Raw genomic sequence first — 13,280 nt, 5'->3', positions numbered from 1 at the left:
ATGCGGCCCGATCCCGACACGTCAGCCGGGAGCGGGCAAAATCGGCTGTTCGTCTATAACGGCGGCTTTCTGACCCAGAAACGTCTGAGACGAATACTGGCGCTTTCGGGTTACGACATTCGTCTGGGAATTCCGAAAGAAGGCGATTGCGTAGGCGTCTGGGGCAACAGCCCGACAGCACATCGCGGTCTTAAGATTGCTGAAAAACACGCTGCCCCGATTCTGCGGGTCGAGGACGCCTTTCTCAGATCTCTGCACCCGGGCCGGAATGGCGAGCCCCCTTTGGGGTTGTTGCTGGATCGTTCCGGCCTGCATTTCGATACCGCCACGCCGTCTGAACTTGAAACAATGCTGGCCACGCACCCTCTGGATGACACGGCCCTGCTGAACCGGGCCCGCGCCGCGATCACGCGGATCAGAGAGCTTAACCTCAGCAAGTATTCCGCCTTCGATCTCGATCTTGAACCACCCGATCCGGGCTATGTTCTGGTGATTGATCAGACGGTCGGCGATGCGTCGGTAACAGCAAGCAGAGCGGACCGCGCCCGGTTTCTTGAAATGCTTGTCTTGGCGCAGGAGGAAAACCCCGGCGCACGTATCCTGATCAAGACGCATCCTGAAACACTGGCGGGTCACCGTCAGGGGCATTTTACCGATCAGGACCTGTCAGACCGGATAACGCAGTTCAGCGACCCGATCAGCCCATGGCCGTTGCTTGAAGGGGCTGTTGCTGTCTACACCGTGTCCTCGCAACTGGGGTTCGAGGCAATTCTGGCAGGCCACAAACCGCGTGTGTTCGGCCAACCTTTCTATGCCGGATGGGGCCTGACGCAGGATGACAGACCCGTTCCGCGCCGCCAGCGCAGCCTGACACGGGCGCAATTGTTCGCGGCCGCCATGCTGCTGTACCCGACTTGGTATGACCCCTATCGCGATCAGCTGTGCGAGCTGGAAACGGTACTGGACACGTTAGAGGCAAAGACCCGCGCCTGGCGACAGGACAAGAACGGCTGGACGGCATCCGGGATGCGCTTGTGGAAACGCAGGCATCTGCAACAGTTTTTCGGGCAACATGGAAAGCTGCGCTTTACGGCATCTCAACCCGGCACACCGGACCGCCCCCACATGGTCTGGGCCAGCCAGGCAAGGAACACCGAACGGGCGGTTCGGGTCGAAGACGGGTTCCTGCGTTCACGCGGGCTTGGGGCGGCACTGGTCCCGCCATTGTCGCTGGTGACGGACGAAATCGGAATTTATTACGACCCGACAAAACCCAGCCAGTTGGAAGAGCTGATCACTTTGCGTGAAACGTTGAGGCCGGATCAGGACCTGCGCGCGGAACGTCTTGTCGAAAACCTTTTGGCCGCCGGCCTGAGCAAATACAATACCGGCAATCCGACCAGCCCCCTGCCCGAAGGCCATCGTATTCTTGTGCCCGGACAGGTCGAGGACGACGCCTCGATCCTGTTGGGTACCAGCGCGGTCCGCAACAATCTGGACCTGCTGAAAACTGTGCGCGATGCCAATCCCGACGCGATCCTGATTTACAAACCCCACCCCGATGTCGAAGCGGGTCTGCGCGAAGGCAGGATCGATGCCGAGGCAATTGCCGACATTGTTTTAACCCAAACAGACCCCGCATCATTGTTGCCGCACGTGCAGGAAGTATGGACCATGACATCGCTTCTGGGGTTCGAGGCTTTGCTGCGCGGCGTGAAGGTTACAACTCTGGGCGCGCCCTTTTATGCGGGTTGGGGGCTGACCACGGATCTGGGGGCTGTTCCTGCCCGGCGTGGTGCGCGACCGACGTTGATGGGCCTCGTCCATGCCACCCTGATTGATTACCCTCGCTATTTCGACCCGGTCACGGGGCAACCCTGCCCCGTCGAGGTTGCCGTTGAACGTCTGGCGCAGGGCACTTGTGCCCCGACCGGTCCCTTCAATCGTGTTCTGTCAAAACTTCAGGGCGTGTTTGCGACACATGCGCACTTGTGGCGCTAAACCTAGTCAGACGCCCTGCGCCAACGGTGCAGGATATCCCCATCCACCCTATTGGTTTCCGTCAGCTCGAATCTTGGCGCAGCGTCCAGCGTCGTTAACCCCAATGTTCCAACTGCCGCCAGCCCCTCGGCACCGATGGTCAATCCGGCAGTAAATCCGACCAGTTCATCCACCAGATCCTCGGCCAGCAGTGACGCCGCCAGCGCCGCCCCCCCTTCGCAGAAGACGCTAGTCAGACCGGCTTGCCCCAACTGATGGAGCAGATCGACCGCGTCAATCTGATGATCTTTCAACGCGCAGGGGATCAGCCTTGCGCCCAATCCTTCCCAGGCTTTCGCGCGCTCGGAATCCGGGTGATGCGCATGGCAGAGCCAGACAGGTGTCTTTGATGCCGTGCGGGCCAAATGTCCCATCAGGGATATGTCCATATGGCGCGAAACGACAACGCGCACCGGTTGATGTTCAACGCCAAGATCCCGAACCGTCAGTGACGGATCGTCGGCCCGCGCTGTACCCGCTCCGACCATCACCGCATCGTGACGCGCACGCATGGCATGGACAACACGACGCGCCTGTGGCCCGGTAATCCATTGGCTGTGTCCGGTCGAGGTTGCGATCCGCCCATCAAAACTGCTGGCCAGCTTGAGGGTCACGAAAGGTCGGCCCTGCTCGGTTTTCAGGAAGAAGCCTTCCAGATCACGTTCCGCCTGCTCTGCGAGGACACCGGTTACGACCTTAATTCCGGCCTCGCGCAGCTTGGCAAAGCCCTGCCCTGCGACGCGCGGATCACTGTCTTCCACGGCGGCCACGACACGGGCGACACCCGCAGCAATCAAAGCCTCGGCACAGGGGGGTGTCTTGCCGTGATGGGCGCAGGGTTCCAAAGTCACATAGGCGGTCGCGCCATGTGCGGCCTGCCCGGCTTGCGCCAAAGCCTCGGTTTCGGCATGGGGGCGGCCGCCCGGCTGGGTCCAACCGCGCCCGACAATCCGGCCTTTGCGCACGATAACACACCCCACCGCAGGGTTTGGCCAGCACATCCCCTGACCGCGCCGCCCCAGTGACAGGGCCAGCGCCATGAAACGCTTATCTTTTTCGCTCACTCGTCCGTCGGTGGCTGCGGCGGGCGCAGTTCGTGGACAAACTCCTCAAAATCATCGGCCGCCTGGAAATTCTTGTACACACTCGCAAAGCGAACATACGCGACGGTATCGATCCGCGCCAGAGCTTCCATAACGATCTCACCGATCTTGTGGGACGGGATATCCGTGTCGCCCATGCTTTCCAGCCGACGCACGATACCCGAAATCATCTGATCGATCCGCTCGGGATCAACTGGCCGTTTCTGCATCGAGATGCGGATCGAACGTTCCAGTTTATCGCGGTCGAAATCCTCGCGCTTACCATTGGTCTTTATGACAACCAAATCACGCAGCTGCACACGCTCATAGGTCGTGAACCGCCCGCCACAGGCCGGGCAGAACCGGCGTCGGCGGATTGCCACGTGGTCCTCTGCCGGACGTGAATCTTTTACCTGAGTATCGATATTTCCGCAAAACGGGCAGCGCATCCGCCGTCTCCTCGTCCCTTGTTCCGCCTCTTTTTGTAAGCGCTGCGACTTACTTATCCACAACTATAGGGCAGCAACTAGAGTTTGGGTAGTCGGAAATTTCAACCGCTAGATAAAGGGTCAGACAAGGTGCGCTGCAATCCGTCTCTGGTGTGGTGCCGTGCGGTGTTCAAACAGATATATTCCCTGCCATGTTCCAAGGCATGGGCGACCCTGCACCACAGGTATCGACAAGGATACCGGCAACAGCGCAGCCTTTATATGCGCTGGCATGTCGTCGGGGCCTTCATAAGTATGCCGAAGATACGACATTGCCGGGTGATTGGACGGCGGCACCAGCCTTTCGAAAAACGCCCGAAGATCAGATTGAACTTCGGGGTCTGCGTTTTCCTGAACAAGCAATGAACAGGAGGTGTGGCGAACAAAAAGCGTCAGTAAGCCATCCGTCGCCACCTGCCCCAGCCACTGCGTCACCTCGGACGTGAATTCGTAAAGACCTGATCCTTGGGTCCGGATTACAAATTCAGTCTGCATTCGCGGTGTCTCGCCGTTCTGTCAATCGTTATAGAACGGTCGATAGTTACACCTGGCATTCGCGCCTTGTACAGACATGCTGGCGCCAGGTTGAAAACCGATTGTAACAAAGCTGCTTGGCTGTGCATCGACATTCTGGGGCGGCTTGGTTGAGAACTGAACCGCCGTTTTACGACCGGTGGTGACGCTTGGCCCATACCCGCGCAACACGTAGATGGGATCGCGCCAGCCCGCGCCCAATGTACGCCGTGCATAATCCGCTGCCGCGCACCAGTATCCTTCGGTACGCTGGTCGCCGCGCGGAATAACTTCGAAATCGGTGGCGTTTATCGGCTCGGTCCGGTACCCGTGCGGTGCCGCGTCAGACGTCATTGGAATGCTGAACGCCAGGGCGGCAATCGCGGCAAATGTCCGTGCATGTTTCATTGTCATTTCTTCCCTGATTGTGTGTCTCAAAAAGGTTAGGCCATAAGCTTCGTCGGCACAGGGTCGCTCACGTTCTGTTTAATCCGTCTCATGCGTTGCGTGAACCGGCGTGAGCCATCCCTGGTATCTGATCAACAACCCCAGTCCCGGCGCGTCCGCAGACACATCAAACCGAAAGCGCCCCGCTTTGTCCTGCCATTCGTACGTTCTTGAACGCGGCAAGGTAAAAGATGGCATCGGGATGCCAAACACGGTCAGGCGGAGAATTTTGATATGCATCCCGTTTTCCTGCCAAACGGGCCTTAACCAGATCGAGACCGCGCCGAAAGATTCCCGGACACACTCGCTTTTCGTATCATACTTCAGAGTTGATCGGGTTTTGTGGCCCGCGAATTTCCGGTCCCATGACCAGATTTCGCCATTTGAATCAATCTGCAGGGAAACGGGGATGTCTTTGCCGTTTTGCGGAAACCCTGCCAGACGTGTTACAAGGGCAACCCATATCCCTTTGCCACGTTCGATGTCGCAGCATCCTGCAAAGCAGCCCTCGCTCATGTGCAGATCTCGAACCGCCTTTGGCAACCTTTCGGTCGATCCTATCGCCTTAAGAAAGGGATCGCCCATCGCTAGTACCCGTTTTCGGCAAAACGAGCGCTGATATCGGGACCGGGAACCAGACATGTCTCGGAACGCCCGAAGAACGCGTATCTGTTTCGTGCGATCAGGCGATAGGCGGGATCCTTGATAAGCCGAGGCAGAAACCGGCACATTGAGAACAGCGACCACGGGCCGCGCAACTGTTTCATCGCCGCTGCAAACGCATCCAGACGCTGAAAAACAGCGCCATCCACAACGACCAGATTTGTTTGAAAATCCTGTGTGGGAAGGCCAAGATCACGATATAGTTTTTGCCCAAGCGGGGATTGCGCCGTTGCAAACTGGAAAACTTGGCGCCGGTCACGTTTCAGCATAAATTGGAAAAACCCCGAACACAGCACGCATTCGCCGTCAAACACAATCAGGTTTTGGTCAGAAACCCCTGTATTCTTGAAAATATCTTGCAAGGTTTTACACCGGAATTATTGACTTAAAGCCAGCCTGACAAAACCACCTGAGCGAAGCAATGCGACATGTACGAAAGGTGTGGGGGCGTGCCGGGGAGCCTTGACCAGAGGCTGGTGATTTCCCCGAGGCTCTGACCTCATCCCCATAAAGGTCTGGACCCGGCAACACTGCTGAAGTGGTTCGTTACACGTGGCGACGCTTGTCCATATTGGTCAAAAATTTTCGAGATACCGCCAGAGATGGCTTGTTTTAGCGAAGAACCCACTTGTCAGCACCGTCGATCATGAAAGAAAATTCTCTGATAGTCTGCCTATGTATTTGAAAATTTGAGGTACTGTTTCGCGATGGATGTCGATATCGGCCGTCTTCATTTGTTTATTCAGGCACTGGACCGCCATTCCGGTAATGGCGACATGTCCCGCGATGTCCTGAATATGGCGGGGCTGCGCCCTCAGGATATCGCACCGCCGGTCACTACCTACAGCGTACAAAGCGAGGCTTTGTTTATCCGTTATGCATGTGACGCCACCCACGACGTCACATTTGCTGCCCGCACGGGGCTTGAGGTTACGTCAGCCTCGACCGTGACCGCCTATATCAGCAAGTATTCCCGCGACCTGAAACAGGTGATGGAGAACCTCACGCGCTTTCACGGCATCATCGACCCTGCCATCGCGCTTAACCTGCGCGTCGCGGGTAATTTTGCGACCTTGGAAGCCGAGTGGAAAGATCCCGGGTATGCGCGGTATCACAGACGCACCGAATTCCTGATTTTTGCTGCCCTGGCCAGAATGCGGAACCTGACGCAAGTCAATCTCTATCCGATAGAAATTCGGTTTCAGCACAGGGTCGGCGACCACGCCCGAAGATTTGAAAAGCTTGCCGGTTTTCCCGTGACCTTTGGGGCTGAGAACCTCGAGATTATCCTGCCTCTTTCAGCGCTGGACCTGCCCGTACCGACTTATGACCCCCAACTCAGAGAGCATTTGCTGGAATATGCAGATCGCCTGCTTTCTGAGAGAGGCGCGCCCAAACATCTGACCCGCGCCAAGGTCGAAGGGCTGGTTACCCGTTCCCTGCCCGGCGCAATCCCGCAGGCCGAAAGCCTCGCGGCTGATCTGGGGATGAGCCTTAGAACCTTCAGCAGGCGCCTCAGGGACGAAGGCACCAGCTATCGCGATGTTGTCGACGATCTGCGGTGCGACCTGGCGCAGACCTTTATCAAGAATGAAATGCCCTTGTCCGAAATCGCCTATTCGCTGGGCTATGCCGATCAGGCCGCATTTTCGACCGCTTTCAAACGTTGGACAGGCCAGCCGCCCAGCGCGTTCAAGACGCGATTGGAACACCCGATACGGACGTGAGACCGGGGGTCATCAGCTTGAAAAACCTCGCCCCGGCCCGTCCCATGAGTGGACAGAACGGATATAGAAGGACAGAAGGTCCAGCCCTTGTGCGTTCCCGCCAATGTGATGGGAGAACAGGCCATCGTGAAGAGTGTCCGGATTAAAAAAGGCGCCTCGGGAGAGGCGCCTTGATACTTACTGATCCAGGAAGGACCGAAGTTTTCGGGATCGGCTGGGGTGCTTCAGCTTCCGCAGCGCCTTCGCTTCGATCTGGCGGATACGTTCGCGGGTCACGCTGAACTGCTGACCCACCTCTTCCAGCGTGTGGTCGGTGTTCATACCGATGCCGAAACGCATCCGCAGCACACGTTCTTCACGCGGGGTGAGCGAGGCCAAGACCCGTGTGGTGGTTTCCTTGAGGTTCTCCTGAATGGCGCTGTCCAGAGGCAGCACGGCATTCTTATCCTCGATGAAATCACCCAGCTGGCTGTCTTCTTCGTCACCAATCGGAGTTTCCAGCGAAATCGGCTCTTTGGCGATTTTCATCACCTTGCGAACCTTCTCAAGCGGCATTTGCAGCTTTTCGGCCAGTTCCTCAGGTGTCGGTTCGCGGCCGATCTCGTGCAACATCTGGCGACCGGTCCGGACCAGCTTGTTGATCGTTTCGATCATATGAACCGGAATACGGATCGTGCGCGCCTGATCCGCGATTGAACGCGTGATAGCCTGACGAATCCACCACGTTGCATAGGTCGAGAACTTATAGCCGCGGCGGTATTCGAACTTGTCTACCGCCTTCATCAGGCCGATATTACCTTCCTGAATAAGATCAAGGAATTGCAGGCCGCGGTTCGTGTACTTCTTGGCGATCGAAATCACCAGACGCAGGTTGGCTTCGACCATTTCCTTCTTGGCCTGCCGCGCCTCTTTTTCGCCCTTCTGGACCTGCTGAACGATGCGGCGGAATTCGCTGATGTCCAGACCCACATATTGGCCGACCTGAGCCATGTCGTTGCGCAGCTCTTCGACCTTCGCGGTCGAGCGTTCGATGAACATCTGCCAGCCCCGGCCCGGCTTTTCCGCCATTTCGGCCAGCCAGTTGGGGTCCAGTTCACGCCCGCGGTATTCGTCGATGAACTCGCGACGGTTGATCCGTGCCTGATCGGCCAGCTTCACCATCGAACTGTCCAGCGACATGACGCGACGGTTGATACCGTAAAGTTGGTCGATCAGCGCTTCGATCCGGTTGTTGTGCAGGTGAAGACCATTCACCAGTTGCACAATCTCGGCCCGCAACTTCTGATAGGTCTCTTCGTCTTTTTCGCTGAACGTGCCATCCTCGTTCAAGGTGGCCGAAATGCGGCTGTCCTGCATTTCGGACAGCATCGCGAAATCGGTTGAGATCCGCTCCAGCGTGGTCAGAACCTGATCCTTCAATGCCGCTTCCATCGCAGCCAGCGACATGTTGGCCTGATCGTCTTCGTCATCGTCGTCGTCGCTGGTGATCGGGTTGCCATCGGCATCCAGTTCCGGCCCAGCCTCTTTCGCGGGTTTCGCAGCCTGCACGGCAGACGCGTCAACGACTGGCGCGTCGCCATCTTCGTCCAGCTGGTTGCCGAATGTGGTTTCCAGATCGATGACATCCCGCAGTAGAATATCCTCGGACAGCAATTCGTCATGCCAGATGGTGATCGCCTGAAAGGTCAGCGGGCTTTCGCACAGGCCGGCAATCATGGTATTGCGCCCTGCTTCGATCCGCTTGGCGATGGCAATCTCGCCCTCACGGCTCAGCAGTTCGACCGAACCCATCTCGCGCAGATACATGCGTACGGGATCGTCGGTGCGGTCCAGCTTTTCGGTGGCGGCCCCGGCCAACGCAACCTCGCGGTTGCTTTCGGTGGTCGTCAGTTCGGTCGAGCCCTTGTTCTCTTCTTCTTCAGCCTCTTCATCTTCGATGATGTTGATGCCCATCTCGGAGAGCATAGACATAACGTCTTCGATCTGTTCCGAGCTGACCTGATCGGGCGGTAAAACCTGATTGAGCTGATCGTAGGTGATGTAACCTTTCTCGCGGGCCTCGGCGATCATCTTCTTGACGTTGGCCTGGCTCATGTCCAGCGAGATTTCCTGGTCCTGCTCGTCGGATTTGCGATCTTCGGTCGTGTCTTTGGCGGCCATTCAATGCTCCTGCAGGGATGGGTGATTCGATTGAACCGAATCATTAGCGCGTAGAAGTGATTCGGCCACCCGTTTACCCGTTTTTCTTTTCCAGTGCCTTACGAAAACACCATTTTACCGGCGTTTCCGCTCGAATTTGATGCCGGACATGATTGCCTCGAACGCGTCTTTCTCGTCGCGGTTGATTCGCGCCCCGTTGTCGGCGATGTCGAATATGGCCCTGTCTTCATTCTGGCTTCGGTTTGTCCGGTTGCGTTCTTCTGCCGCTTGCGCCAGCCGATATGTCAGCGCCTCATCGGCCAGATCGGACAACTCCTCTGCGGCTTCGGCAATCTCAGCATCCAACCCCCGGAGCGCTTTGATTTTCGCGAGTTCTTCGGCCAGAGTCATCTCGGCCTTTTCAACGTCGCCCGGTTTGAACACACAGGGGATTACGGCGACATGGCGAAGGGCCAGCAGGTTTTCAAGGGCCTCAGGCCCTAAAGTTTCGGCAATGTGGTCCTTCAGATTGTCCGGGTCATCGATCGCGTGGCGCAGAATTGCAGTTCGCAATGCGGCGTGATCAACATCGCGGCATTCCATCTCTTCCAGTTGGTGTTCGAACTGCACGACGACTTGGGGGTTAAGCGCGGCAATAGCCAGAATGGCCGCTTCGCGCAGTTGAATCTCGGCATTCTCGGACGAGGCCAGAAACGAGGACCGCGCGCCGGGCGTGGCGGGTTGTTTTGGCGGCACCCATTTGCCGCGCGGTTGCCATTGCCGGGATTGCGGCTGCCGTTGCGGACGGAACAACTGCCAGCGCAGGTCCTTGATTTCTTGCCCATAATGCGCCCGTATCGATGGGTCGCGGATCAGCTTGATTTTCTCGCGCAGGGACTTGTCCAAAGCCGCCTTGCGTTCAGGACTGTCGAACACCTTGCCGTCGGTCTCGCGCTGCCACAGCAGCTTGACCATCGGAATGGCACCATCCAGCACGGCCTTCACAGCGCCTGCCCCTTCGGCGCGCAGCAGGTCGTCGGGGTCTTTGCCCTCGGGCATCAGGGCAAACCGCAGCGACTTTCCAGCTTCGAGCATCGGCAAAGCCAGATCAACCACCCGCATCGCAGCGCGCAGACCTGCTGTGTCGCCGTCCAGCGCAATGATCGGCTCGTCCGATATCCGCCAGAGCAGTTGCAGCTGATGTTCGGTTATGGCGGTACCCAATGGGGCAACCGACGCGCCAAAGCCTGCTTCGGCCAGCGCGATCACATCCATATAACCTTCGGCCACGATCAGCGGCTGCCCCTTACCTGCCGCCTGTCGAGCCGGGCCTTGATTGTAAAGACTGCGCCCTTTGTCGAACAGCTCGGTCTCGGGCGAGTTCAGGTATTTCGCGTTGTCATTGGGGTCCATCGCCCGCCCGCCAAACGCGATGCAACGTCCGCGCGGGTCGCGGATCGGGTACATGATGCGGTTGCGGAAGGTGTCATAAGGCTTTTTGCCCTTGTTTGACGGCTTGGCCAGCCCGGCCCCAAGGATCAGGTCCTCGGCCACGTTCTTGCCGCGCAGATGGTCCCACAGCGCCTGCCAATCGTCCGGGGCAAATCCAATCTCCCACCGGTCCAGCGCTTGCGCGTTCAACCCGCGGCGCGTGAGGTAGTCTCGTGCGGCGGCTCCTGCCCCGGTCTTGAGCTGCAGGCGGAAGAACTGCGCTGCCTGCTCCATCACTTCAGCCAGCTGTGTGCGGTGGTCCTGTTTTTCCTGCGCCTTCGGATCGCGCGCAGGCATCGGCATCCCGGCTTCGCGGGCCAGAATCTCGACTGCTTCGATGAACGAGACATTCTCGGTCTCTTTCACAAAACTGATCGCGTCGCCTTTGGCGTGACAGCCAAAGCAGTAATAAAACCCCTTCTGATCATCCACGTGGAACGAGGCCGTCTTTTCATGATGGAACGGGCAAGGCGCCCACATGTCCCCTTTGCCCTGATTGGACTTGCGCTGGTCCCACATGACTTTGCGCCCGACAACCTGAGACAGGCTGAGCCGCGTGCGCAATTCGTCCAGAAATCCGGGGGGCAATGACATCTGCTAAACCTGCCAGAAATGAAAACGCGCGCCAAGAGGAAGGCGCGCGGTTGTCCACAAGGAAATGTCCGAGTTGTGGATTATTGTTGCAGGCACAGTTCAAGCCACGCCGCGCCCAGGTCTTTCTTGCGCACGTCCCGCATCTTTTGCTCATAAACCCAAGGTGTGATCAGCGGGATTGCAGCATTGTAGTTTTCGGGCCATGTCGGGCCGCTATCCGCCACCGCTTGTACAACGTCACGTTCTTTTACACGGTCCAGTCGCGCCTTTTGAACCGCAGCCACCACATCAGCTTGGTACTTGCAGCTTTGTTCCTTGGTTTCCTGAGCGGCCAAAGGGGTGGCCAACAGAGCCGCGACAAAAGCGATACGCAACATGGAATTCTCCGGAGATTCGTTTCTTTGAAGTAGATTGCCCGTCAACCTAACGGGCTGTCAGGGACATTCAAGCCGCAGCACATGCTGGCGGGGCGAATTGATCACCCCGCCTGTCCGTTTCAGAGACCTTTGGCGCGGTAGCTTTTCGCAACGCGGTCAATCGCCACGATATAAGCCGCCGTACGCAGGTCCTCGACATCATCACGACTGTGCCAAACCTCACGCATCGACTGATAAGCAATACGCATTGTGTCATCGAGACCCGAGCGCACCAACTCAAGCTCATCCGCGCCTTTGAGGTATTTGGCCTTGAAGTCCGGCGACATCGACCACGCATCCCCCAGGTACCGGTCCAGCCGTTCCAGCTCGCTGACGATCAGTTCGTGACGCGACTCTTCCTGACGACGCTGCATCCGGCCAAAGCGGATATGGCTAAGGTTCTTGACCCATTCGAAATAGGATACTGTCACACCGCCTGCGTTGGCATACATGTCGGGGATGATCACTGTGCCCTTCTTACGCAGGACTTCATCCGCGCCAGCGGTTACCGGACCATTGGCAGCTTCGATAATCAGCGGTGCCTTGATCCGATCGGCGTTCGACAGGTTGATGACACCTTCCAAAGCCGCCGGGATCAGAATGTCGCATTCAGCCTCCAGCACTGCCGCGCCTTCAGCGGAATGGGTCGCGTCGGGATAGTCTTTTACGCCGCCATGTTTGACAATCCACTGACGCACGGCTTCGACGTCAATCCCGTCGGGATTAAATAGCGCACCATCCCATTCGATGATTCCGGTGATGCGCGCGCCATCTTCCTCGCTGAGGAACTTTGCAGCGTGATAACCTACATTACCAAGCCCCTGCACGATAATGCGCTTACCATCCAGTTTACCTGACAAGCCTGCTTTCTGGATGTCTTCAGGGTGGCGGAAAAACTCGCGCAACGCGTATTGAACACCGCGCCCAGTCGCTTCGACCCGCCCCGCGATACCACCGGCATTCAGCGGCTTTCCTGTCACACAGGCGCGCGCATTGATGTCCGTTGTGTTCATCCGCGCGTATTGGTCAGCCATCCAAGCCATTTCACGCTCCCCAGTGCCCATATCGGGCGCAGGCACGTTTTGCGATGGGTTTATCAGGTCTCGCTTTGCAAGCTCATACGCAAAGCGCCGCGTGATCTGTTCCAGCTCATGCTCTTCATATTCTCGTGGATCAATGCAAAGCCCACCCTTGGAGCCACCAAACGGTGTTTCGACAAGTGCGCACTTATACGTCATCAGCGCAGCCAGAGCTTCGACTTCGTCCTGGTTAACCGCAGTGGCATATCGAATACCGCCCTTGACCGGTTCCATATGCTCCGAGTGGACAGACCTGTAACCAGTGAAGGTATGGATTTCACCACGCAGCCGCACGCCAAATCGAACTGTGTAGGTTGCGTTGCAGACACGGATCTTTTGCTCCAACCCCGGCGGCAGCTCCATAAGGGCGGCTGCCCTGTTGAACATCAGGTCAACACTTTCACGAAAGCTGGGTTCTTTGATGCCGGTCATAAAATCCTCCGTAGCGGTACATGACGATGCGTCACGACGTTTTGTCGCACCACTGGCGGCCTGCTGCAATCAAACAATGCACTTTTTTTAATCATTTTATGAACGCACGCTTAGTTGCCCTAGGGTGAGTCGCTCAGATCGGCCAACTCCTTAACGAATTGTTTTCATT

The 13,280-nt window shown here is 57.5% G+C and carries 12 protein-coding genes; 2 read left to right on the top strand and 10 right to left on the bottom strand.

Translation table 11 applies throughout. From position 1 onward, the window contains the following. Positions 1–2,001, top strand: coding sequence for a capsular polysaccharide biosynthesis protein (locus tag ACR3E2_RS02590; protein WP_480481571.1), 2,001 nt, complete (start codon positions 1–3; stop codon positions 1,999–2,001). A 2-nt stretch (positions 2,002–2,003) separates the two neighbouring features. Here the strand turns inward: ACR3E2_RS02590 and ribD are convergent, their stop codons facing one another. From ribD to ACR3E2_RS02560, 6 genes are all read right to left on the bottom strand, one after another. Beyond that, positions 2,004–3,104, bottom strand: a complete 1,101-nt coding sequence (gene ribD, locus ACR3E2_RS02585) for a bifunctional diaminohydroxyphosphoribosylaminopyrimidine deaminase/5-amino-6-(5-phosphoribosylamino)uracil reductase RibD (RefSeq protein WP_480481573.1) — start codon at positions 3,102–3,104, stop codon at positions 2,004–2,006. Further along, positions 3,101–3,571 (bottom strand): transcriptional regulator NrdR, encoded by a 471-nt coding sequence (nrdR, locus tag ACR3E2_RS02580; RefSeq protein WP_267367325.1) that lies wholly within the window; start codon positions 3,569–3,571, stop codon positions 3,101–3,103. Before nrdR ends, ribD begins: the two co-directional genes overlap by 4 nt. 120 nt (positions 3,572–3,691) lie before the next feature. Next, a complete protein-coding gene (locus ACR3E2_RS02575) occupies positions 3,692–4,105 on the bottom strand; it encodes a secondary thiamine-phosphate synthase enzyme YjbQ (protein WP_480481575.1) in 414 nt (137 codons plus the stop codon). 21 nt (positions 4,106–4,126) lie between these two features. Then, entirely contained in the window at positions 4,127–4,531 is a 405-nt protein-coding gene (locus tag ACR3E2_RS02570; RefSeq protein ID WP_480481577.1) for a hypothetical protein, read from the bottom strand. 78 nt (positions 4,532–4,609) lie between these two features. Then, positions 4,610–5,155 (bottom strand): DUF4166 domain-containing protein, encoded by a 546-nt coding sequence (locus tag ACR3E2_RS02565; protein ID WP_480481579.1) that lies wholly within the window; start codon positions 5,153–5,155, stop codon positions 4,610–4,612. 2 nt (positions 5,156–5,157) lie between these two features. Next, on the bottom strand, positions 5,158–5,547 hold the full coding sequence (locus ACR3E2_RS02560) for a thiol-disulfide oxidoreductase DCC family protein (RefSeq protein WP_480481690.1): 390 nt from the start codon (positions 5,545–5,547) through the stop codon (positions 5,158–5,160). Positions 5,548–5,940: 393 nt separating this feature from the next. Here ACR3E2_RS02560 and ACR3E2_RS02555 point away from each other — a divergent pair, with 393 nt between their 5' ends. Next, positions 5,941–6,960, top strand: coding sequence for a helix-turn-helix domain-containing protein (locus tag ACR3E2_RS02555; protein ID WP_480481581.1), 1,020 nt, complete (start codon positions 5,941–5,943; stop codon positions 6,958–6,960). A gap of 177 nt (positions 6,961–7,137) precedes the next feature. On the opposite strand, the gene rpoD is transcribed toward ACR3E2_RS02555, so the two are convergent. The 4 genes from rpoD to ACR3E2_RS02535 all read right to left on the bottom strand — a co-directional run bounded on the left by rpoD (position 7,138) and on the right by ACR3E2_RS02535 (position 13,111). Next, positions 7,138–9,120 carry an RNA polymerase sigma factor RpoD gene (rpoD, locus tag ACR3E2_RS02550; protein WP_209504318.1) on the bottom strand — a complete coding sequence of 661 codons (1,983 nt, stop codon included), beginning with the start codon at positions 9,118–9,120 and terminating at the stop codon, positions 7,138–7,140. A gap of 114 nt (positions 9,121–9,234) precedes the next feature. Then, positions 9,235–11,184, bottom strand: coding sequence for a DNA primase (gene dnaG / locus ACR3E2_RS02545; protein ID WP_480481583.1), 1,950 nt, complete (start codon positions 11,182–11,184; stop codon positions 9,235–9,237). 80 nt (positions 11,185–11,264) lie between these two features. Then, positions 11,265–11,561 carry a hypothetical protein gene (locus ACR3E2_RS02540; protein WP_267366003.1) on the bottom strand — a complete coding sequence of 99 codons (297 nt, stop codon included), beginning with the start codon at positions 11,559–11,561 and terminating at the stop codon, positions 11,265–11,267. 119 nt (positions 11,562–11,680) lie between these two features. Continuing rightward, positions 11,681–13,111, bottom strand: coding sequence for a Glu/Leu/Phe/Val family dehydrogenase (locus tag ACR3E2_RS02535; protein ID WP_480481585.1), 1,431 nt, complete (start codon positions 13,109–13,111; stop codon positions 11,681–11,683). Positions 13,112–13,280 lie beyond the last annotated feature (169 nt).

Source organism: Ruegeria sp. AL7, assembly GCF_056536105.1.
The sequence above is the reverse complement of the archived record's forward strand: the minus strand, read 5'-3'. Positions and strand labels throughout refer to the sequence as shown.